The organism is Pseudoalteromonas sp. SM9913 (genome assembly GCF_000184065.1).
Classification (GTDB): Bacteria; Pseudomonadota; Gammaproteobacteria; order Enterobacterales; family Alteromonadaceae; genus Pseudoalteromonas; species Pseudoalteromonas tetraodonis.
Map to the genome: position 1 here is coordinate 673,616 of NC_014800.1, position 23,129 is coordinate 696,744.

Annotated in this window: 23 protein-coding genes; 17 read left to right on the forward strand and 6 right to left on the reverse strand. The window is 38.0% G+C overall.

The window, feature by feature from the left end; translation table 11 throughout:
- Nucleotides 1-33: 33 nt before the first annotated feature.
- From asd to PSM_RS18155, 4 genes are all read left to right on the forward strand, one after another.
- Complete coding sequence (gene asd, locus PSM_RS18145; protein ID WP_041695995.1) at nt 34-1,173, forward strand: aspartate-semialdehyde dehydrogenase; 1,140 nt, start codon at nt 34-36, stop codon at nt 1,171-1,173.
- A 148-nt stretch (nt 1,174-1,321) separates the two neighbouring features.
- Nucleotides 1,322-2,191, forward strand: coding sequence for an MBL fold metallo-hydrolase (locus PSM_RS18150; RefSeq protein WP_013463333.1), 870 nt, complete (start codon nt 1,322-1,324; stop codon nt 2,189-2,191).
- A 133-nt stretch (nt 2,192-2,324) separates the two neighbouring features.
- Nucleotides 2,325-2,567, forward strand: a complete 243-nt coding sequence (locus tag PSM_RS18810) for a hypothetical protein (protein ID WP_236613543.1) — start codon at nt 2,325-2,327, stop codon at nt 2,565-2,567.
- Complete coding sequence (locus tag PSM_RS18155; protein WP_236613544.1) at nt 2,536-3,771, forward strand: methyl-accepting chemotaxis protein; 1,236 nt, start codon at nt 2,536-2,538, stop codon at nt 3,769-3,771. The genes PSM_RS18810 and PSM_RS18155 overlap by 32 nt, the downstream gene beginning before the upstream one ends.
- A 32-nt stretch (nt 3,772-3,803) precedes the next feature.
- On the opposite strand, the gene PSM_RS18160 is transcribed toward PSM_RS18155, so the two are convergent.
- Nucleotides 3,804-4,607, reverse strand: coding sequence for an ion transporter (locus PSM_RS18160; protein ID WP_174961923.1), 804 nt, complete (start codon nt 4,605-4,607; stop codon nt 3,804-3,806).
- 100 nt (nt 4,608-4,707) lie between these two features.
- Here PSM_RS18160 and PSM_RS18165 point away from each other — a divergent pair, with 100 nt between their 5' ends.
- The 5 genes from PSM_RS18165 to PSM_RS18185 all read left to right on the forward strand — a co-directional run bounded on the left by PSM_RS18165 (nt 4,708) and on the right by PSM_RS18185 (nt 6,799).
- Complete coding sequence (locus PSM_RS18165) at nt 4,708-4,917, forward strand: hypothetical protein (RefSeq protein ID WP_013463335.1); 210 nt, start codon at nt 4,708-4,710, stop codon at nt 4,915-4,917.
- Between the two features lie 3 nt (nt 4,918-4,920).
- Nucleotides 4,921-5,211: a hypothetical protein gene (locus PSM_RS18170; RefSeq protein WP_013463336.1), complete on the forward strand. Its 291-nt coding sequence runs from the start codon at nt 4,921-4,923 to the stop codon at nt 5,209-5,211.
- Nucleotides 5,212-5,341: 130 nt separating this feature from the next.
- Nucleotides 5,342-5,536, forward strand: a complete 195-nt coding sequence (locus PSM_RS18175) for a YwbE family protein (RefSeq protein WP_008468098.1) — start codon at nt 5,342-5,344, stop codon at nt 5,534-5,536.
- Nucleotides 5,533-6,051, forward strand: a complete 519-nt coding sequence (locus tag PSM_RS18180) for a DUF4240 domain-containing protein (RefSeq protein WP_013463337.1) — start codon at nt 5,533-5,535, stop codon at nt 6,049-6,051. The genes PSM_RS18175 and PSM_RS18180 overlap by 4 nt, the downstream gene beginning before the upstream one ends.
- Nucleotides 6,052-6,343: 292 nt before the next feature.
- Entirely contained in the window at nt 6,344-6,799 is a 456-nt protein-coding gene (locus tag PSM_RS18185) for a hypothetical protein (protein ID WP_013463338.1), read from the forward strand.
- Here the strand turns inward: PSM_RS18185 and PSM_RS18190 are convergent.
- From PSM_RS18190 to PSM_RS18200, 3 genes are all read right to left on the reverse strand, one after another.
- The gene (locus tag PSM_RS18190) at nt 6,796-8,052 is read right to left on the reverse strand and encodes a Y-family DNA polymerase (RefSeq protein ID WP_008468095.1); all 1,257 of its coding nucleotides are present in this window, start codon (nt 8,050-8,052) and stop codon (nt 6,796-6,798) included. The two genes, PSM_RS18185 and PSM_RS18190, sit on opposite strands and share 4 nt — an antisense overlap.
- Complete coding sequence (locus PSM_RS18195) at nt 8,040-8,453, reverse strand: LexA family protein (RefSeq protein WP_013463339.1); 414 nt, start codon at nt 8,451-8,453, stop codon at nt 8,040-8,042. The genes PSM_RS18190 and PSM_RS18195 overlap by 13 nt, the downstream gene beginning before the upstream one ends.
- A gap of 81 nt (nt 8,454-8,534) precedes the next feature.
- Complete coding sequence (locus tag PSM_RS18200) at nt 8,535-8,954, reverse strand: MarR family winged helix-turn-helix transcriptional regulator (protein ID WP_013463340.1); 420 nt, start codon at nt 8,952-8,954, stop codon at nt 8,535-8,537.
- A gap of 102 nt (nt 8,955-9,056) precedes the next feature.
- Here PSM_RS18200 and PSM_RS18205 point away from each other — a divergent pair, with 102 nt between their 5' ends.
- From PSM_RS18205 to PSM_RS18225, 5 genes are all read left to right on the forward strand, one after another.
- Nucleotides 9,057-9,803 (forward strand): siderophore-interacting protein, encoded by a 747-nt coding sequence (locus PSM_RS18205; RefSeq protein ID WP_013463341.1) that lies wholly within the window; start codon nt 9,057-9,059, stop codon nt 9,801-9,803.
- Between the two features lie 144 nt (nt 9,804-9,947).
- Nucleotides 9,948-10,940: an LLM class flavin-dependent oxidoreductase gene (locus PSM_RS18210; RefSeq protein ID WP_013463342.1), complete on the forward strand. Its 993-nt coding sequence runs from the start codon at nt 9,948-9,950 to the stop codon at nt 10,938-10,940.
- 224 nt (nt 10,941-11,164) lie between these two features.
- Entirely contained in the window at nt 11,165-12,160 is a 996-nt protein-coding gene (locus PSM_RS18215; RefSeq protein WP_013463343.1) for a patatin-like phospholipase family protein, read from the forward strand.
- Between the two features lie 329 nt (nt 12,161-12,489).
- Nucleotides 12,490-13,896, forward strand: a complete 1,407-nt coding sequence (locus PSM_RS18220; protein ID WP_013463345.1) for an alanine/glycine:cation symporter family protein — start codon at nt 12,490-12,492, stop codon at nt 13,894-13,896.
- A gap of 94 nt (nt 13,897-13,990) precedes the next feature.
- Nucleotides 13,991-15,037: a patatin-like phospholipase family protein gene (locus PSM_RS18225; RefSeq protein WP_013463346.1), complete on the forward strand. Its 1,047-nt coding sequence runs from the start codon at nt 13,991-13,993 to the stop codon at nt 15,035-15,037.
- Nucleotides 15,038-16,489: 1,452 nt separating this feature from the next.
- On the opposite strand, the gene PSM_RS18235 is transcribed toward PSM_RS18225, so the two are convergent.
- Entirely contained in the window at nt 16,490-17,053 is a 564-nt protein-coding gene (locus PSM_RS18235) for a YSC84-related protein (protein WP_008108715.1), read from the reverse strand.
- 139 nt (nt 17,054-17,192) lie between these two features.
- On the opposite strand from PSM_RS18235, the gene PSM_RS18240 reads away from it, so the two are divergent.
- Both PSM_RS18240 and PSM_RS18245 read left to right on the forward strand, forming a co-directional pair.
- A complete protein-coding gene (locus PSM_RS18240; RefSeq protein ID WP_013463349.1) occupies nt 17,193-18,404 on the forward strand; it encodes a tyrosine-type recombinase/integrase in 1,212 nt (403 codons plus the stop codon).
- Nucleotides 18,404-19,603 (forward strand): cation:proton antiporter, encoded by a 1,200-nt coding sequence (locus PSM_RS18245; protein WP_013463350.1) that lies wholly within the window; start codon nt 18,404-18,406, stop codon nt 19,601-19,603. Before PSM_RS18240 ends, PSM_RS18245 begins: the two co-directional genes overlap by 1 nt.
- A gap of 73 nt (nt 19,604-19,676) precedes the next feature.
- Here PSM_RS18245 and ydiJ read toward each other — a convergent pair whose 3' ends face one another.
- Nucleotides 19,677-22,724: a D-2-hydroxyglutarate dehydrogenase YdiJ gene (gene ydiJ / locus PSM_RS18250; RefSeq protein ID WP_013463351.1), complete on the reverse strand. Its 3,048-nt coding sequence runs from the start codon at nt 22,722-22,724 to the stop codon at nt 19,677-19,679.
- A gap of 144 nt (nt 22,725-22,868) precedes the next feature.
- On the opposite strand from ydiJ, the gene PSM_RS18255 reads away from it, so the two are divergent.
- A complete protein-coding gene (locus PSM_RS18255) occupies nt 22,869-23,087 on the forward strand; it encodes a PGPGW domain-containing protein (RefSeq protein ID WP_013463352.1) in 219 nt (72 codons plus the stop codon).
- The last annotated feature ends 42 nt before the right edge of the window (nt 23,088-23,129 follow it).

Genomic DNA, 23,129 nt, shown 5'->3' on the forward strand with positions numbered 1-23,129 from the left:
GAATTTTAATTTTTAATGAATTAGGTATTTCTTATGACTCAAACAGTGGAACAAACAATGAAAAAAGTAGGATTAGTCGGATGGCGCGGCATGGTAGGCTCAGTGTTACTAGAGCGAATGGAACAACAACATGATTTTGCACATATCGACACCACCTTTTTCACCACCTCACAAGCAGGTCAGCTTGGCCCTGAGTTAGCGGGTGCAGCTAAACCGCTTTTAGATGCCAGCGATATTTCTGAGCTTGCAAAAATGGACATTATTGTTACCTGTCAGGGTGGCGATTATACCAATGCGGTGTATCCAAAATTACGTGAATCAGGTTGGGATGGCTATTGGATAGATGCAGCCTCTGCACTGCGTATGAGTGACGACAGTATTATCGTACTTGACCCTGTTAACAAAGATGTGATTGAACAAGGGCTAGAGCAAGGCGTTAAAACCTTTGTAGGTGGTAACTGCACGGTTTCACTTATGCTACTAGCGCTGGGTGGTTTATTTGAGCAAGACCTAATCGAATGGGTAAGCCCAATGACTTACCAAGCAGCATCGGGCGCGGGTGCACGCAATATGAAAGAACTCATAGCTCAAATGGGGGCTATTCATGCAAGTGTTGCACAGCAACTAGATAACCCAAGTTCAGCTATTTTAGAAATTGATAAAATAGTCAGCGAAAAAATGGCATCAAGGGATTTGCCACAAGACCAGTTTGGTGTGCCACTGGCGGGTAGCTTAATCCCATGGATTGATGTGCCTATGCCAAGCGGTCAATCAAAAGAAGAGTGGAAAGCGCAAGTTGAAGCCAACAAAATCTTAGGCTCATCTAAACAACCTGTGCCTATTGATGGTTTATGTGTACGCATTGGTGCAATGCGTTGTCATAGCCAAGCGATGACCATTAAATTACGTGAAGACATTAGCGTAGAAAAAATAGAAGAAATTTTAGCCTCGCACAATGAGTGGGTTAAAGTAATTCCTAATGAGCGTGACATTACCAGTACCGATTTAACCCCAGTTAAAGTAACCGGTACGTTAAGTATACCTGTTGGCCGTATTCGCAAACTCGCCATGGGGCCAAAATATATTAGCGCTTTTACCGTAGGCGATCAGCTTTTATGGGGCGCAGCAGAGCCACTGCGTCGTATGTTACGTATTATTGTTGATAATAAATAATATTTACTTTGAGGGTTAGCATTTGCTAGCCCTTTTTATTTAATAATTAAATCGCTAATATCTTCATGGCCTTTACCAACGTTTATATTATTGCTTCCGGTCATTTTTATTAATTCAAGTGATGAGTTCAGACTTATTGGAGAATATTATGCACAGTAAATTTCATGTTCACGCATTTCTTGATGACGATAGCGAAACCTTTAGTTATGTTGTTTCTGATAGTAACTCTCAGCAAGCAATCTTGATTGATCCCGTTTTAAATTTTGATTATAAATCAGGTCGCAGCTGTGAATCAGGCGCCAAAAAAATCGGCGAGTACCTTCAAAGCCATTCTCTTTCATTAGAGTGGGTTCTCGAAACACATGCACATGCCGATCATATCTCTGCAGCTCCTTATTTTAAAAAACACATTGGTGCTAAAATCGCCATAGGTGAACATATCAAAACGGTACAACAAAGCTTTAAGGCGCTATTTAATCTTGAAAAAGAATTTTTACCCAATGGGGCTGATTTTGACCGACTATTAAAAGATGGAGATAGTTTTAATGTTGGCCAGTTATCGATACGAGTAATGCACACACCGGGGCATACACCCGCCGACTTAGTTTACATTATAAATGAAGAGGCCATTTTTGTTGGTGATACGATTTTTATGCCTGACGTAGGCACTGCAAGGTGCGACTTTCCAGGTGGTAGCTCTGAAACATTATACGATTCAATCCAAAAACTACTCTCGATGCCCGATGAGGCAACAATCTATGTATGCCATGATTATCCGACTGAAAAACGAAATCACCGTTTTGCGGTCACAGTAAAAGAACAAAAAGAAACAAATATTCATGTAAAGACTAAAATAAGCAAAGAGCAGTTTGTTCAAATGCGCGATAGCCGTGACGAAGAATTACCTATGCCTCGCTTAATTTTACCTGCTATTCAAATGAATATTAGAGCTGGCAACCCACCTCCCGCTGAAGATAACGGCATAAGCTACCTTAAAATTCCCTTAAACCAATTATAGTTCAATATCATAATGATTATTCGGATAGAGTAATAAGCACAAATAAATTTATTGTAGCTAGATGATCGCTTTACCATCTCTCATACCTGAATATAGCAAGTTTTTTTTGTAAAATAGGCGTGATAATTTTACGTTGCAACATCGTATAACTACGGTTAAAGCGATTATTGATAACGGGCAATTAATTGGCGCCCAAGGAATGGATGTATCATTAGGCGGGCTTACCGATATTATTGCCGATATTAAATTAGGCGAAACCGGTTATTTAATGTTGATTGAAGATAGTGGCAGTGTGCTGGTGGATGTTAAACACCCAGATTACCGATTTAAAAACTTAGCAGATCTTGAGGGGGGGAAAATACGCCGACTTAGCTAAAAATACCCAAGGGCTGTTTGATGTAGAGATAGATGGTAAACAATATATGGCTAATATTCATACCTCTGCTACCTTAGGCTGGAAGTTTATTGGGGTAGTAGAGAAAGCCGAAGTGATGAGCACGGCGAATACCATGGCTTATACCATATTGGTTATTAGTGCGATATTAATTGCTGTATTTGTTGCTATAGCGAGTTATATTTCTAAATTAATATCAGCCCCTATTGTTGAAGTGAGTGATGGCTTAACTGAAATATCGCAAGGTGGCGGTGATTTAACCCAACGCTTAACAATAAAAACCAAAGATGAAACCGCTAAACTGGCTAATAGCTTTAATTTATTTTTAAACTTGATCAGCGAGCTGGTAACTCAAATTAATGAGTGCGCGCAAAATGTAAGTAAAACCTCATCACAAACCTCATCGCAAGCGGCACAATTAACAAGCTCCACCAGCCAACAGCAACAAGCTTTAGAGATGGCAGCTACGGCTATTAATGAAATGGCTGCCACCGCGAACGAAGTGTCTAGCAGTTGTGCAAATGCAGCGGATTTGGCTGTTCAAACACAGCAAGCATCAGACTTGGGGCAATCGGTTATTACACAAACTGTGGAAAGTGTGGTTCAGCTATGTGAGGTAATAAACAATGCCTCAGCAGATATTACTCAGCTAGATACTGAAAGCGAAAACATTATGTCGATAGTCAGTGTTATTCGCGGTATTTCAGAACAAACTAACTTATTGGCCTTAAATGCTGCAATAGAAGCTGCACGTGCCGGTGAGCACGGACGCGGCTTTGCTGTGGTGGCCGACGAAGTACTCGCGTTATCACAACGAACCGCTGAGTCAACCGAAGAAGTGGCTTCACAGCTTGATAAACTACGCACTATGTCATCTAAAGTTTCTAAAGATATGCAACGCAGTATAGAAACCACTAATAAAACTGTCGAGCTTGCGCATTCGGCGCAGCAACAATTTAGTGAGATCACGGCATCTATCGTTCATATTAGCGATTTAAATACCCAAATAGCCACCGCTGCTGAAGAGCAACAACATGTAGCTGAAGATATAAACCGCAATGTTACTGAAATTAAAAATGCGGCTGATGAGGTGAGTGATATTGCCGTGACCACCAGTGAGAACGGCAACGAAATGAATCGTCTTTCGTCAATTTTAATGGGGTTGGTGGGTAAATTTAAAGTGTAAGGGCAAGCAAATGCATGCCCTTTTTATCCCTGCTACTTATTTTTAAGTAGTTCTTTTAACTCTGCTAGTTGTGCTTTTAATTCGTTTACTTGGCCTTGGGTGGCAGGGAGTGAGTCTATATTGGCTTGCTCTTCTCGTGCATTGCGATGCTCTTCACTCATCACTTCTAAAATAGCGCCAACCATCATATTTAAAAACACAAATGCAGTTAAAAAGATAAAGGTTAGGTAAAAAATCCAACTTAATTTGTACACGGCCATGGTTTCGTACATGACGTCAGTCCAATCTTCAAAGGTGGCTATTCTAAACAGGGTGAGCATAGAAATAGACACATCGCCCCAAAGTACCGGATTTATATCAGCAAACAACATACTGCCAGTGGCGGCATAAATATAAAATATAACGAACATGAGTAGTGCGATGTAGCCCATTTGCGGTATTGCTTTTATTAGCGAATTTACTAATAAGCGCAGTTCTGGGATCATTGAGACTAATCGTAACACGCGGAAAATACGCAGCAGTCGAGCAATAAAAATAGTAGAGCCTGCCGCGGGGTATAAACTTCCGATCACGATAATGAAGTCAAAAATGTTCCAACCTTTGGAGAAAAAGTCCTTGATACCTTTGCTGGCAATATAGCGAATAATCAGTTCAATTAAGAAAAACACCGTTATGCCTATATCCATCCAATGTAGAATGAGTTCAGCGGTTGGGTGCAATGAATAAGTATGTGCGCCCACGGTCAATGCAGAAACAACAATAACTGCAATAACAAATGATTGAAATAGTTTACTTTTATCGATACGCTGGAACAGCTCTTGTAACTGCGACAACATCATAACGTGCCCTTAACGGTTATAAATACAAAACCAGTGCAATATACAGCAAAAATAACGAAAATCAGTAGTTTTCCCGTTAAAATAGTAGGAATTTTGAATGTTAAATAATAAGTTAAAATATCTATTTTCGTTATCCGCATTATTGGTGTTAGCGGGATGTAGCAGCGATAGCCGCTACCATGAAATTCAATCAGCGCGGTTGGGTGAATGCAGCTACATGGCAGATAAGGAATACCATGAGTGTGTTAAACAACAGCAAGACAGTTACAAAGAATTTAAAGAACAACAAGCTCGCGAGCAGCAATAAACGATGACCAAAACCCAAAAGCAGCTAGATAAACGTATTCGTCAGCAATTAACGCTCGCTTGTGAGCAAATAAAAGATATTGTGGAGGACTTTAGCTTTCTTACCCATTCAGCACACTTAAACAATTTACCTTCTAAGTTTAAAGTAAGTTGTTATTTTATTGATGATATTGCACTAGAGCAGGCTAAACAAAAAAATCAGTTTGATTACATTGAGCAGCTTATTTGTAATGCGTTAGCCAGCTTGAACATACATATTAAAGCCAATGCCATTTCATTTTCTAAGCAGCCATAATGTGTACGATGGGTTTTGTTTATTCTTCACATTAGCTTGAATTATGCTTTATAGGGCCTTTAAAAGCTTTAATATGGAGTGATTTTATTAAGCAGGCTATAATCCCCAAAAATAGCAAAAGAGATTATATATGGCTGTTCCAACACGTTCACAAATAACACCCGGCACTGAGGTTAATATTGTGCTTAAACAAGATCAACGCAGTGGTACTTTAACCAATGGTATTGTGTCGCGTTTATTAACTAAGTCACCTAATCATCCGCACGGTATTAAAGTACAGTTAGAAGATGGTCAAGTAGGTCGGGTAAAAGAGATCATTGCATGAGCGATTTAACCTTAACTGATTTTTGGCGATTGGTAACTGTAAACGACAGAACCGCAGAGCCTGAGTCTGTATGCCAATCCCTTAAGGCTGCATTGAGTGATTTATCCGACGAGCAGCTTATTGAATTTGATAAACAGTTTAGTATTTGTATGCGCCAAAGTTATACTTGGGATTTATTTGGTGCGGCGTTTGTAATAGCTGGTTGTAATGATGAATATGGTTTTTCTGAATTTCGTTGTTGGCTCATTTCTCGGGGTGAAGCGGTATTTAAAGCAGCGTTAGAAAACCCCGATAGCCTTGCACAGTGCACACCACTTTATTTTTTAAACGAGCAACCTTACCCGTATTTAGATGAGTATGACCTAATTGCAGGTTTGTTATATGAAGAACGTAATGACGATGAGTTACCCTTTATCCCCTCAGGGCTTGAACAACCTAAAGGTAAGCGCTTTAAAGACAAACCTAAGTTTTTAAAACAAAATTACCCGCAATTATTTGCTAAGTATTGGCAGTAATCGCCCACTTTTGACTATGAATGCATTACTTTGGGTTAGGGGTAATGCATTTTATGTTGCTTAGGTTTTGATACAGCTTGCGCTATCCTTCACATCCTCTTATTTCACTAACTGAACTGTTTTAAAATGTAATCTTATTTGTTGTTAGCTACGTATTTTTAAATACAGTTTAAAGACGTGTTTATGCTATAACGACTTCACATCTTTTATAGTAAATCTCTGTTATAGTTAGAAATAGCTAAGCATAGTCACAGTGCTTGATCATATTTGATACACGAGGATAGAGCCTATAATGAAACTTTTCACACTGGTTTTACTTACCATAAGCCTTTTTAGCTGTTATGCAGTAGCAGGCCCAAGTAATAAAACTCGCTTTATTCCGCTGTTACAAACTAAGCTGGGCAATTACGAAGTGACCTCCAGTAATTCTGGGTTATGTACTAATAGCCGATTACAATTTAATAACCCTGAAGATCCTGAGCAAGGTTTTAGCTTAGGCAAAGAGATTTTGTTTAACTCCTTACACAATGGTACTCGTACCATTGAAAAACCAAATTATTGTTTTATTACCAGCTCGCTAAAATATAAAACAGATGGCCTAGAAAATAGCTTACGCATGAGCCGCTGTGATAATCCTATCCATGAAGGAACGATTAAACAAAGCATTACTTTTTTAACCAGCAATACGCTTAAATACACATTGGACAATCCGAGTGTAGAATGTGAATTTATTAAAGTTGCCGACTAACACTGTATTTTTGGAATATCACGCCAACGAGTCGTGTATTGCGGCGATAAAAAAGCCCTGTTCATATGCCAATGATCATTTAATTGGCTGCTCGCCACGCTAAGCATTCCTTTACCGTATCTATGATTAATAGCATCTAAACAGCTCATTAACTGCGGGTTATCGGTTTGCTTATCAAATAAATGATGTTGTTGAAACTGCTGCGGGCTGAGCTCTAATGCGCCCACACCACATTTATAAAATCGAATTCCCGGTTGATATATTTGCTCAAAACTCTTTGATACCGCATTGGCCATAACGCGAGTATCGTTAGTAGGCGGATCAAATTGATGCATAACTGACTTTTTATAAAAGGCGTGTTCATGTGATGAGCTGGCAGCAAAAATATAAATACGATGAGTGAGCGACTGTTGCGCTCTTAATTTTTGTGCAACTACACTAGCATGATTTATTAGGGCGGTTTTAACTGCATCGGGGTCGCAAAGTCGCTGACCAAAACTACGAGTTGAAAAAATAGCTTGTTTATCTTGGCGTACATCATCCCAGTTTAAACAGGTAATGCCGTTGAGCTCGTTAATTGTGCGCTCAAGCACCACACTAAATTGGCGGCGAATTGTTTTTGGGCTTTGCTCAGCCAGTTGCCACGCGGTATGAATGTCCATGAGAGCCAGCTTTTTAGCTAAACGTTTGCCCACCCCCCAAACATCTTGGCAGTGCATTCGTTGCAAAATAGTGCGGCGACTTACTTCATCGTCAATCACTGCAACACCATTAAAGCCAGTTAGTTTTTTAGCTGCATGGTTAGCGGCTTTGGCTAAGGTCGGTGTTGGCCCAAAGCCAACCCCAACAGGGAGTTTGGTTTCGCGCCATACAGTACGCCTAATTAGTTGCCCGTATGCTTGCCAATCGTTAATTAAAGGTTGATAACCATTAAAGTGTAAAAACGATTCATCGATACTGTAAACATGCTGGGTGTCACAAAAGCGGCCAATTACACTCATCATCCGGTCGCTTAAATTAGCGTATAGTTCATAGTTACTAGAGCGTACAACCACATTGTTTTGTTCTAGTAACTGCTTAACTTTAAAGTAAGGGCCAAATTTAGGAATATTAAGCTTACGCGCAATTGGGCAGACCGCACACACACAACCGTCGTTATTGGTAAGCACCACCACAGGTTTTGAGCGAATAGCGGGGTCAAATACTTTTTCTGCACTGGCATAAAAAGCAACGGCATCAACTAAGGCATACATGAAAGTAACTCAGGACTCTGGCGATGCAGCCTAATAGAGCGAGTTACCACACCTTCAAGCTGAAACTCATCTGACTCAGTCAATTGCACCGGCTTATAAGCAGAAGAGGCTGATAGCAAGCGTGCATTGGTCTTATCAAGCAGCTTACATACAAATAAACCATTTAAGTTAGCCACAATAACATCGCCATCTTTTGGTATTTCTGCACGGTCAACCAACAGTAAGTCGCCCTCAAAAATACCAATTTCTTGCATAGAGCACCCAGACGCTATCCCAATAAACGTGGCATCAGGATGCTTTATTAATAACTCATCAAGTGAAACGCCAAGCTCTGTATATTGTGCTGCAGGTGACTCAAATCCGCATACACCGGCCTCTATATAAATGGGAATAACAAACATAACACAACCTAAAATGCATATACTGTATAAGTGTACAGTATATGCGTTTTATATAAGTTATGCCAAGTAATGGATCTGCGATCAATCCATATTTTTGATCATTTGCTGAGCTGTATTTAAGAAGTCATTGATTTGCTGTGGGTTTAAGTTTTTACACATTTGCGCATTTACATGCTGCTCAGCGTTTAATAATTTGTCGTAAAGCGTGCACCCTTGTGCGGTAAACGACAGAATAAAACAACGCTTGTCATGCTCACTGGCATTTTTATGAATTAAGTTTAGCGCGAGCAGTTCTTTCACTAACCGTGCTATTTGGGCTTTGTCGCGTTGGGTTTGATTCACAATATCGTTAGCAGTGCACTGAGGTGTCGCTGCAATAATATGCAGACAACGCACATGCATCGCGTTTAATCCAAGCTCACCTGCATTAATGGCTTCGCGTATGGTAACGCGATAATTTTGCATTAAAGCAAATAATGTATTGGCCAATGAAGAGTTCATAATAAATCCATAATGGTTGACAAAGTCAATTAAATTGCTATAGTTGATTTTATCAACCAATGGGGCGTTGTGCAATTCATCATTTTAGTGAGGTAAATTTATATGGGTAAAAAAGTACGCAAAGCAACCGTATTAAGCACAAAGCAAATAACCCCACATTTACAACGCATTATTGTCGGCTCAGATGAGTTTAACGACCTGAGTGCCCAATACATTGGTAACTACGTTAAGGTGCTTATTCCACAAAATGGCCGCGTTGACTTTAATATTAAAACTACGTGTATGCGTTCATACACTATAAGACATGTTGATGAGCACACTGGTGCACTTACCCTCGACTTTGTGATAAATATGCACCAAGGCCCAGCCACTAATTGGGCTAAAGAAGCAAAAGTAGGCGATGAAGTGGGTATAGCAGGGCCAGGCCCTAAAAAGTTGGATAACTATGATCATTCATATTATCTATTACTTGGCGATTTAACTTCGGTTAATGCAATTAAAGGCTACGTGCAACAATTGCCTATAAACGCAAAAATTGACGCGATTATTCATGCACCAACAAAAGATGATGTGATTAGCTTAGACTCCTCGCGTGATGTAACTTGGTTAATAACAAATAACCCCGATACAGATATGATAAACGCATTAAAATCGCTACCACTTAGTGAGCAACAACCTATTGTATTTATGGCACTTGAAGCCGGATTAGTCCGTAAAGCAAAAACCATATTAACTGATGAATTAGCTATACCGCGCAGTCAAATTGTTGCATCGGGCTATTGGAAAAAAGGGCTTGATTCAGAAGCTTATAAACTAAAGCGCCAACACACTGCTGCTAAAAATAGCTAACTTAATTGTTGTTCAATCACATCGCTATTTAGCTTTTAAAAGGCAAGGCGCCTTGAATTGACTGTCATACACACCCATCTCTTAGCATAGACTCATTATTTATGGCTAGCACTATAAATCGCTATTTAATTTGGAGGTACTACTTTGTTATCAACTATTCCTTTTTCGTTATTAGAACTGGCGCCTATGCCTAAAGGCGCCACTGTGAGTGACACCTTAAATAAAAGTACAGCCTACGCACAAAAAGCCGAGGAACTCGGTTTTAACCGTTTTTGGTTAGCCGAGCATCATAATATGCCTGGGATTGTTTGTGCGGCTACTTCAATTTTGGTGGGGCACATAGCCGGTAACACTAAAAAAATACGCGTAGGGTCGGGTGGAATTATGTTACCTAATCATGCTTCTTTAGTTGTTGCTGAGCAATTTGGCACCTTAGAAAGTTTATACCCAGGTCGAATTGATTTAGGGTTAGGGCGCGCCCCGGGTAGCGATCCTGTGACAAGTCGTGCATTAAATAACGATATCAGTCGTGCTGAAAACTTTCCTAATGAAGTGAGCGAGTTACAAACATTATTGGGCCCTTATGAGGGAACTAAGCGCGTGCGAGCAATACCTGGTGAAAACACCAATGTGCCCATTTGGCTTTTAGGTTCAAGTTTATTTAGTGCGCAGTTAGCTGCACAAAAAGGATTACCCTATGTATTTGCGGGGCACTTTGCACCGCGTTTTGTGCATGATGCAATAGCCTTGTATAAACGAGAATTTAAACCATCAAATGTATTAGCTAAGCCTTATGTCATGTTGGCATTACCTTTAGTAGCTGCAGATACAGATGAAGAAGCACAGTACTTATCAACTACATCCAAACAGCGAGTGTTATCGTTAATTAGAGGCGACGAGCTGTGGTTAAAACCCCCAGTAGAAACAATGGAAGGTTTGTGGAGCGAACAAGAGCGCGCTCATGTTGAGAGCTTTTTAGGATTAAGTGTTACCGGTGGGCCAGCCAGTATTAAACACAAGCTAGAAATGATTGTAAATCAATTAGGGGTTGATGAGCTTATATTCACCAACGACTTATTTGATAATGAAAAGCGCCATAAAGCGCTTGAAATTTTAATGCAAATAAAACATGGATAAGCAATTGGTTAAGCAAGCGTACACTCAACGCTTGTTATGCTATTAAACAGATTAAAGTTGATTACGTCGGGGCCATTTTACATTATTTTAAAAAGTGGCAATGAAAAAGCTTGTTCTATTTTTTCAATAGAACTGATTTAAACAATCAATTTTAATTATGAATATTGAACGATTATTATAAGGGTATGCAACAAAATTCAGCTAAATAAATAGGAAGGTAAAGCGTGAAATCTCAAAATAGTACGACACCCCATTCAGGCAACAACTCAGTGCAGCCAAAAGTAGCGCTGATAGCAGAAGGTGGCGGACAACGAGGGATATTTACCGCGGGTGTACTCGATGCCTGGTTAGAGCAAGAGTATGATCCATTTGACTTATTTATTGGCACATCTGCAGGCTCTCAAAACTTAACAAGCTATTTGGCGCGTCAAAAAGGCTATGCTAAACGCCTGATCAGAGGCCTTTCGCGTCATAAACGTTTTTTTCAATTAGGTCGCGGCCTAATGGGTAAACATATTGTTGACCTAGATTGGTACTTTGATAAAACTACCGAAGTGAACAGAGCGCTTGATTTTAAAACCGCAAAAGCCAGTTTAGGTGACCGTGAGCTATTAATTACTGCAACTAATGCCCGTGATCGCAAACCTTATTTTTTATCCCCAACAGGGGAAGGCCAGCAATGGCGAGAGCTATTAAAAGCGTCAAGTGCACTGCCATTTTTATATAAGCAAGGTGTAAAATTGACGCCGTGGTTAAATGCATTAGCCGCAAATGAATTAGGTAAGACCGAGATACAGTCAGAGTCTGATTTTTACTTAGACGGTGGCCTTGCCGCACCGCTTCCTGTACGCGAAGCATATAATCGTGGCGCACGCAAAATTGTGGTTATACGCACCGTTGATGAAGCCTTTCAGGCTCAATCAGCATGGGTAAGTAAATTAAAATCATTTGTTGAAGTATCTGGCTATTGCCCAAAAACAATAGACTACTTATTACAACATGAGCAAGCTTACGAAGATGAGTTAGCATTTATTGCTAACCCACCAAAAGATGTAGAAATAATCCAAATTTTTGCAAATCAAAAGTTGTATAGTAAGTTATTAGGCAGCTCAAATGATGACTTACGATTTGACTATAAACTTGGTTTAGCAGCAGGCCATAACTACTTAAAAAACCATCACCCAGATCAGGATGATTATAAACACAGCTACATAGCGTAGCTGTGTGTTTATTATCAGCAAGGTAATAAATCATCATTTATTGTTCTCATGGCAGTCATTTAGCCGTGAGAAATTTTCGTTTTTTTACCTCAAAAATAACGCGCGAACGGTTATTAAAGCACGCGACTAATTCCTTCCTAAAACATTCCTTTTACATCAGCAATTACACTGCAATATAAATTAGTTATTGGGTGAATTTATATTCACCAATAAAGAAAAATAATTCACATCTAATTAGCTTTATTATAAAGTGGCTAAGTCTCTACTAAACTTAAACACTCACGTCGCTAAATTAATACCGTGGCAAATAATAATAAAAAGGAAGCCTGATGTTCGACACGCTGATCAAAAGTGTAAATAGCCTTTTATGGGGCGAAGGCCAAGTACTCATTTACATTTTACTTTTTGCTGGCATATGGTTTTCTGTCCGTTTAAAAGCTATTCAACTCGTTAAATTTACACATATGTTTAGCTTGCTAAAAGGTAGTAGCAAGTGTGATAAAAATAACATTAGCTCTTTTCAGGCGTTATGTACCGGGCTTTGTGCGCGTGTTGGTACTGGTAATTTAGCCGGTGTGGCTGTTGCTATATCACTTGGTGGAAGTGGCGCCATATTTTGGATGTGGGTGATTGCCATACTGGGTATGGCGACCGGTTTTGCAGAAAGCATCCTTGGGCAAATTTATAAAATTCGAGATAGTAATGGCGATTTTAGAGGCGGGCCTGCTTATTACATTCAACAAGGTTTAGGCAGTCGCGGCTTTGCCATTGTTTTCGCTTTATGCTTATTTTTAGGTTACGGCTTTACCTTTAGCGCCATGCAAACCAACACCATTACCGATGCGCTTAATTATGCCTTTGAAATTCCCACTCACTACTCCGGCATCGTGATCACTTTGTTAGCCGGTTCAATTATTTTAGGTGGCTTTAAAGCCATCGCCCGCTTTGCTGAGCGAGTAGTCCCTGTTATGGGCATCGTGTTTGTGCTGGTTGCTGTGATAATCACACTGATTAACTTTACCCAAGTACCCAGTATGCTAAAAGATATATTTTTATCTGCATTTGGCTTACAAGAAGCAGGCGCAGGCGCCATGGGGGCGGCGATTAAAAACGGTATTCAACGGGGGTTATATTCAAACGAAGCAGGCGCAGGTAGTGTGCCGCATGCATCGGCAAGTGCCAGCCCCATTCCTAACCACCCGGTTACCCAAGGTTACATACAAATGCTAGGCGTGTTCTTCGACACCATTGTACTTTGTAGCTGTACCGCGGTTATTATTTTATTGGCCGATGTGAACATAAGCGGCGAAATGGAAGGCATTCGTTTAACCCAAAGCGCTATGACCTCACACTTAGCGCAAGGCGGCGTGTATTTTGTAGCCGCTGCCATTACTTTATTTGCTTTTACCTCGGTGGTTGCTAACTACGCCTACGCTGAAAGTAACCTGCACCTATTTAAGCTTGATAACAAAGTAGGGCGCGGTATTTATACTTTGCTTTATTTATCAATGATGTTGTGGGGCGCATCAGCCACATTAAAACAAGTATGGGATTTAGCCGATATTGCCCTAGGGTTAATGACAGTGGTGAACGTAATCGCTATTATACTGTTAACGCCAACTATTTTGTCTGTTACTAACGACTACCACGCACAAAGAGACAAAGGCATAGAGCCTGAATTTAAGGTAAAAAACGTAAAAGTGCAGGGCAAATGTGAAGACGGAATTTGGGATTAAGATTAAAGTTTAAAAGTTTTTTATTGCATAAGTATTCATTTTTAAGTTTGGCTTTAACAACATTAAACTGCGACTCTACAGGTAGTATTTTTAGATGATCGACATTTTTGCAGGTAAAACTGCAGCAAAAATAATAAACGAACAAGGGTTTAAACCTGAGCTTTTTACCTCGTTTTTAGGGGCAAGTGGTGGCCCTAAATGGTTTACCTTATTTGGCTTAGACAAATATATATTTGGCGAATTTTTTAAACATCGCATCCAACCGCTTAATTTAATTGGCTCATCGGCAGGGGCTTTTCGTTCTGCGTGTTTTGCACAAAACGATCCAGTTAAAGCCATTGAACGTTTAGCAAAATCGTATTCGCAAACCCGATATTCTAGTAATAAACCCACCCCAACTGAGATTACCACTAAAGCCCGCGCATTACTTGAAGATGTATTTGGTGATGATGGCGTTACTGAAATTATAAATAATCCGGTATTTAAAGCGCATTTTATTGTCGCAAAATCTAACGGGTTTATTGCCAGTGAGAATAAATTAATACAGCTTTTGGGTTTATCAAAAAGTTATATGCTTAACCGCGTTAATCGAAAATTATTAGGCTCGCAATATGAGCGTTTTATTTTTGGCGCGCCCAATAGTGATTTAAGTATTACCGACAGCTACAATTTTAAAACTCAAAATATCGCACTCACACAAACAAATTTAAAAGATGCCTTATTGGCATCGGGCTCTATACCACTAGTAATGCAAGGCATAAAAAATATTGCCGGTTCCCCACCAGGAATTTACCGCGATGGCGGCATTATTGATTACCACTTTGATTTAAAAATTAATAACCCAGGCTTAATTTTGTATCCGCATTTTAATTCAGAACCAAAAGCAGGGTGGTTCGATAAAAATTTAAAACGAAAAGTGTCACCACAAAATTATGATAACGTTGTGATGATCACCCCATCAAAAGAATTTGTCGCGGGTTTACCTTACGGAAAAATCCCAGACAGAAACGACTTTACTGATCTTGATGCAGACACGCGTATTAAATATTGGAACACCGTGTTTAGTGAAACTGAGAAATTGGCCGAGGCGTTTGATAAAAAATTAAATGCTGAGAATTTTGATTTGAAGTTATATAACTAATTTAACTTTAAAAATTAAAATAACCAACTCAAGCGATATAAATGAAAGAGTGTAAGCCTTTATATTAAAGTGTTTAAGTTTTAATTATATTTAATAGTTAGCTTTTTAGGTCGGATAAATAAATATTCTAAGTTTTTTTGTACTTTAAATATTTTATACATGTTTTCTGATATTCATTAAACAATGAAAAGAGAATAATAAGCATTGAATAATAGATTTTATAAGCGTTAAATTATTTTAGCTGATAGCTGATAGCTGATAGCTGATAGCTGATAGCTGATAGCTGATAGCTGATCACCGTATAAATTACGGTACGTAATATTAAAGAAAAGGGCGAAAAGCCCTTTTTTATTAATTGGTTACATATGCAGTCATTCATGACAGTTTGACCAAATGTAAAAGTTTAAACTTATTAAATTCGGTAATAATCGACAGAATTAATTGCTTAGTATTTTTGAAAACCATTCTTATTGTTAACATACCTTATATGAACTTACCAGTTGAGTTCAAAGCAAAAGCTATACCATTTAATTTAAATATAATGTGTAATAATTAAAAATAATACTTGACAAATTAGGTGTGTTTTGCTGATGGTAAAAAACATATTATAATGGATTTACATTAAGAGATAAGAAGGATGTTTTACTAAGTAAAGAAACAATAAGAAGAGATAAAAAAAGAAGTAACCGTTACATGGGTTGCAACGGCTTGAAATAAGTATTTTAATACAACTTATCTAAACTTGACACTTAGATGATAATGTAGAGAGATGCTTTTGTCAATGAAATTGTGATACCCATGATTAACAATAAATCGCACAATTAATTATGGAGTAAGCATGCTTACAGATTTTATAGAACTATTTAATAATATATACATCACGCCTTTCTATTTACTTACACGATGGATTAACCCATTCGTACTAATTGAAAAATACTATAAAGTGAAGAAGTTAAGAATCGAAGTGAAGATTGAAGAGGAAAAGTTAAAAAGTATCACTGAAATTAATAAATAATAATATCTAATACTAATTACTAGAGCCTTTTTTTAAGGCTCTATATCTCGAGAAAAGTTAGTTACCTGTCCTTTGTGATATTTCACCAATTATATCCAAAAGTTGGCTTTGTAGGTCAGATAAATATAAATCTTGGGTCTTATTTTGTCCCTTAAGTATTTTATACATGGATTCATGTTCCTTTGCTGACCATTTATATCGATGAACGAGTTGAACATCGGACGGTTTCACTTTGCCCCAAGGCGCAGACATAACGTTGTCATGATAAGAAATTCTAAAATCTGACCATGGGCCAGTTGGAGGGGATAAGCTGAGTGAAATATTAAAGTAAGTAAATATATGATCACCCATAAGTTATGTTATGTTAAATTAAGCAATTTAAATTAAAGTGGGCGTAATCATACAAACTAGCCCACTTATGATAGGGTTTTGATAGCTTAGTTTAGCTCAGAATCGACCCAAAATTTAGTACCTTTTAAAACAGCTTGCAGTGCAAGGCCACTTTCGGTTAAAGAGTAAACAGTAACTTGGTCAGCAATAGCTTCGGCAACTAAAGCGCCACCTTTATCTTGGTATTTTGCAGCAGCATCGGCATTACCACCGAACGCCCAACCATGTTTAATAAATCTATTTAACGCAGCTTGATCGTGAAAAACCATCACAATATTGAAATCTTTAACACCTAAACCTAAGCCTAAACCAGCTTCACCCATATTCATATAGGTAGATTTTCCGGTTAGGTTATTTTTTACTACACCGTACCCACCACCAAAACTGGCTAAAATAACGTTTACATTGGCATTATCAAATACAGCATAACCGGCAGAGTTTGCAATTTGAGTTTTAACATCTGGTTTTTTTTCGTATAGAGCAGTTAATGTATTCGATTTCATACTTTGTACTAAAGCACGTTTTTCTCCAGGGGAAGCACTGCCTGTAGTAGCGCAACCTGTTAATAAAACGCTAATAACTAACATGCTCAACAGAAGTAATTTTTTCATGATTTTTCCTTTAATAAGGTATATGGTTAATAAATCTGCGTTTAGCATAAATATCAAAATTCATTATGTCCAATACTAGACAGTATCGGACTTTAAGGTTAACCTATAAGTCTATTATTTTCTTATATATTTTACTATTATGCTTGTTGCTCTGGTCGATACATTAAAACAATTACGTTATCAAATAGCTCATCTTGAAGATAATACACTCTCATCAGAATATCCAGAACTAGCCTCTTTTATACAGCAAGTCAGCTTGACTGTAACTGAATCAAAGGCTGATCTTAATTTTTTATACCAGTTTTTATATGTTTATGGACGAAAATCTGAGGCAACCTATAGTCGTTTTCGTAATGAGTTGGAACGTTTTTATTTATGGTCATGGCTTATAGCTGAAGAATCTGTATTTGAACTTAAGCGTGAAGATATTGAAGCCTATGTTGATTTTATGGTTGAACCGGATAAAAAATGGGCATCTAAATCTGTTCAATGGCGTTATAAAGATGAGCAAGGAATTCGTCGGTTAAATCAAAATTGGCGCCCTTTCATGTTAAAAGAATCTATTGCGAGTCAGCAAACATTATCGGCCATGTTTACTGCCCTCAATGTATTTTATAAATTCGCTATTTTAGAAGAAAAAACCTTTGCTAACTTTGTACCTGTTGTTAAAAAAAATAGTCCCTACTTGGTTGTGCAATCGCAAATACAAATCCCCGATACATTAAGTGATATTCAATGGGAATATGTATTTGGCGTTACCAGAGATATATGCGAAAAAAAACCAGAGTATGAAAGAAACTTATTTACCCTCGCCTGTTTAAAAGGACTCTATCTTCGTATTTCAGAATTATCAGAGCGACCACAATGGTCACCTGTTATGTCTCATTTTTGGCAAGATAATGATGGCTTTTGGTTTTTACGAATAATGGGCAAAGGAAATAAATTACGCGATGTAACATTAAGTGATGATTTTCTTGAGTATTTAAAACGTTATCGCTTGTATCGAGGCTTGCCTGCTCTGCCCCGCGTTGATGAGTCAGACCCTCTAGTTCATAAAATTCGTGGTCAGGGTGGAATGACCGTAAGACAAATTCGCAGATTGGTACAACAAAGTTTCGATATTGCGCAACAATCTTTACTTGATGATGGATTTAAAGATGACGCGGAACAATTAGAAGCGGCCACTGCGCATTGGCTACGCCATACGGGGGCAACGCATGACGCGCAAACTCGCCCTTTAAAACATTTATCTGAAGATTTAGGCCATGCAAAAATTGCTACAACCGATCAAATTTATATTCAAACAAATATAAAAGAGCGGGCTAAATCTGGAATTAAAAGGAAAATTTAATGGAATACTTAGTGATCTCATTTATTGGCGTTTTATTTTTAGTTTATTCCTTAACATTTCGCCAACTAGAAAAAACCGAAGTAACGGGGCCAATGTTTTTTGTAATTGGTGGGATATTGCTTGCCACACTTTTACCTAACGAAAGTAGCAGAATAAAAACCGGCATAGATTTTTTACTGCCCTTTATAGAATTGACACTCAGTATTTTTTTATTTTCTGATGCGGCTAAGTCAAAATTAAGTGTTTTAAGACATAGCTTTCAGTATCCAAGTTTACTGTTATTTATCGCCCTCCCCTTAACGTTATTACTTGGGATTGCCGTTGGGTTATTTTTGTTTGCCGATTTATCTGTTATTCAAGCGGCGTTACTTGCAATAATATTAACGCCTACCGATGCGGCGTTGAGTAAAGGGTTATTGGCAAGTACGCAGGTACCTGAAAAAATTCGTGAAGGAATTAATACCGAAAGTGGTTTGAATGATGGTTTATGTGTTCCTATTTTTTTAATATTTATATTACTGGCAAAAAATCCTGAATCTGCAATCACAGCAACGCAAACGTTAAGTGTGTTTGGCAGAGAACTTGGTTTAGCCTTATTAATTGCCTTTACAAGTACCGCTATTTTTATTCCGTGTTTAAATTTTGCAATGAAGCGCCATTACTTTGCGCAAAACACGAGTCCTTTTTTATTATTAGGTTTTGCTATGGCGGTGTTTTCGATTACGCAATATTTTCATGGCAGTGGATTTATTGCGGTGTTTGTTGCGGGTTTATTATTTGATAAATACGCCACTACTAAAATAAGCAAAGAGTTGATAGAAGACTCAGAGCATATTGCTGACTTTACTTCTTTAATGATCTGGTGTTTGTTTGGATTTGTATGTGCTTATTTAGTTTTACCTAAATTAAATTTAGCGATAATAACGTATGCATTATTAAGTACGACTTTAATTAGAATAATACCGGTTATGCTGTCATTGCAATTTACAGCACTAACAATTAAAGAGCGTTTTACATTTGCTTGGTTTGGGCCAAGAGGATTGGCCTCAATTGTTTTTACCTTAATGGTAATAGACACACAAATAGAAAACAAATTTCAAATTGCGACCATTGCCATGACAACAATTTTATTTAGTGTGTTTATTCACGGTATTAGTACAAAACCTATAGCAGATAGTTTTGCTAAAAAAACTAAATAAATATAAGCAAAATAAAAAGGCGTACTTAATAATAAGTTACGCCTTTTTATTTTCAGCTTAATTAATTAAATTATTAACTAAGTACATTTGCCAGTAACTCTATCGGATGCTTGGGTTTAAACTTTTCATAACGTTTAACTTGGCTGCGACATGAGAATCCCGTTGATAAAAGTTGCTCAGGTTTATTTTTATCAATAATAGGTTTCCAACTCATTTCGTAAAGCGATCGAGAGTTATCTTGGTTTTGCGCTTCGTGGCCATACGTACCCGCCATTCCACAACAACCAGTACTTGTTGTTTTTAATGTTAAACCAAGCTCATCAAAAATAGTTTTCCAAACGTTTGCTGCTTTTGGTAATGCGGTTGTTTCAGTACAGTGACTTAATAATGTAAATTCAGTATTTAAATTTTGTTTAGCCGTTAACTGTTTAAATGATTGTGTTTCTAGCCATTCATGAGCAAGTTGCACATGAAAATCACCACGGTTATTTTCTAAAATTGTATTATATTCATCGCGATAACACATAACTAAAGACGCATCTAAACCAACTAATGGCGCATTTATTTCGTTAAGTTGATTTAAAAATTCTGCGGCATTTTTAGCTGTCACTTTAAACTCATGTAAAAAACCTTTTACATGCTGAGGTTTACCATTGGGTTTAAATGGTAACAACATTGGTTTTTTTCCAAGCTGTGTGATCAGTGTAATAAAGCTCTCAACCAATTCGGCTTCGTAAAAGCTGGTAAATGGGTCTTGAACAATGAGTACATAATCATTTTGCTCATCGGCGCTTAACTTTTTAAGTAAATCTAAATCGAATTTTTGCGCTTTGTTTACACGTTTACCGAGTGCCGGAATACTTAGCTGCGGGGTATCAACATAACCGACCGTTTTTTTAATGATGCTACTAACCAATGATGTTTTTACAATTGGGTTAATAATCCGAGCAAATTTTGACATTAACGGTGCGCTATTTTCGATACTACCCACTAAATAATCTTTCAGTGGGCGCGCATAATAACTATGGTAATAATTTAAAAAACGAGCTCGAAAAGTTGGTACATCTACCTTTATTGGGCAAGCGGTAGTACACGCTTTACATGCTAAACATTCGTCCATTGATGCTTTTACTTCGTGAGAAAAATCGTAAATGCCTTTATTTTTTTCACGGCTATGAACAAAACGCTCCCACCAGGTGATCACTTCACCTTTGTTTAGCTCTTTTTCTACTTCAAGCAAATTAACATCTTTTGACTCTTGAAGTCGTAACCATTCACGCATTAAACCCGCGCGACCTTTAGGTGAGTTACGACGATCGCCGGTCACTTTATAAGATGGGCACATTGGCGAGTTTTCATCATAATTAAAACACAAGCCGTTACCATTACAGGTCATTGCATTGTTAAAACTGGTTTTAACATCAATAGAAATTTGCTTATCGAAGTAAGAACGTTTCTGCCCATCAACACTAACTAGTGAGTCTTTACTTTCAATTGGCGTACATATTTTACCGGGGTTTATTTTATTATTAGGATCAAAAGCTGACTTTATTTTTCGTAATTGAGTAAATAAATGCTCACCAAAAAATTCAGGGCCGTATTCACTTCGGTATCCTTTGCCATGCTCGCCCCACATTAATCCACCGTATTTAGCGGTGAGTTTTACTACCTCATCTGAAATTGTACGTAGTAATTTTTCTTGTTCTGGGTCGCACATATCCAGTGCAGGTCTAACATGTAATACACCGGCATCAACATGGCCAAACATACCATATTGTAAATTATAGCTGTCGAGTAATGCTCTAAATTCGACAATGTAATCGGCTAAATTTTCAGGCGGTACGGCAGTATCCTCTGCAAACGCGAGGGGCTTTTGGCTTCCTTTTACATTACCTAATAAACCCACTGATTTTTTACGCATTGCATAAATTTTTAGTATATCGCTTTTATCGCTTGTTAACTGATAGCCAATAACCCCATTAGTTTGATTTTCAACGCACTCATCTAATAATTTACATAAAGTGTCTACTTTGTCTTTTATGTCTTGTGGTGATACAGCATTAAACTCAACCATGTTGAGTCCTTGCATATCTTTATTTGGTACATCGGTTATTAAGTCCGATACTGAATGCCAAATAATGTCTTCGCGCGCAAGATTCAAAACTTTGCTGTCAACGGTTTCAACCGAGGTAGCACGGGCATCAACCAAAAATGGTGAATGGCGAAGTGCAGAATCAAAACTGTCATATTTTATATTGATGAGTGTTTTAAATTCAGCAATGGGTGTTAGGTTTAATTTCGCCTCAGTAACTATACCTAATGAGCCTTCAGAACCTGTAATTAGTCGACTCATATCAAAAGTTTGTAAGTCTTCACTTAGTACATGCTCTAGGTCATACCCAGTTAAGAAGCGATTTAATCGTGGGAATTTGGCTAATATAGCGTCGCGTTCACTAATTGAAATATCTAAAACTGTTTTGTATATTTGCCCAATTAATGAGTCTTGATCGGCAATTATTTTTGCTTTTTCTATGTCTATTGGGCTGGTACACATTGCTGTGCCGTCGACTAAATACGTGGTTAGCCCTAAAACATGGTCGCTGGTTTTGCCATAAACTAATGAACCTTGGCCAGATGCATCTGTACTGATCATGCCGCCAATGGTGGCGCGGTTACTGGTAGATAAATCGGGTGAAAAGAAAAATCCATACGGTTTTAAAAAGTCGTTAAGTTGATCTTTTATCACGCCCGTTTGAACTCGTACCCAACCTTCTTCTACATTTATTTCGAGGATTTCACGCATGTAACGTGATAAATCAACCACAATACCTGGGGTTAAAGACTGTCCGTTAGTGCCTGTGCCGCCACCGCGAGGACCAAAAGTTAACGACAAAAACGGGTCATGAGATGCAGTTTGTAAGGCAATTTGAATGTCTTTTTCACTTTTTGGAAAAATAACACCTTGCGGAAGCTGCTGGTAAATACTGTTATCGGTTGATGCAGTCAGCCTCGTTGCATAACTGGCGTCTGTATCTCCAGTAAACCCTTGATTTTTTATGGTATTTAAGTAATTTGCAACCAATTCGGTCGCGGCATCTTGTTGTGTAATCGTTGCTATCATGGCGGCGCTTTTTAATGCATTTGTGTAATTATATCATGGTGATGGCTAATAGAAATTGAAGATTTTACAGTTTGTAACACTCTTTTAATCGTAATATGAGCAGCTGCAATTATAATCAAATTAAACGCCTACTATGAGGTTTATATGAAAAAACTACTTATACAGATCAGCGGGACACTGTTTATTTTATTAGGACTACTATTTGCCGTAGTACCTGGACCCTCGTTAATATTTTTTATTGCAGGTTTACTGTGCTTTTCTATGTATTACCCAAAAGCGAGAGGTTATTTAGCGTGGTGTCAAAAAGCGCTTACTCGTTCATGTGCTTATTTAGATAAAAAATTAGCAAAACACACATTTTAAGCCATAAAAAATGCCAGCAGATGCTGGCATTTTTTTAACAAG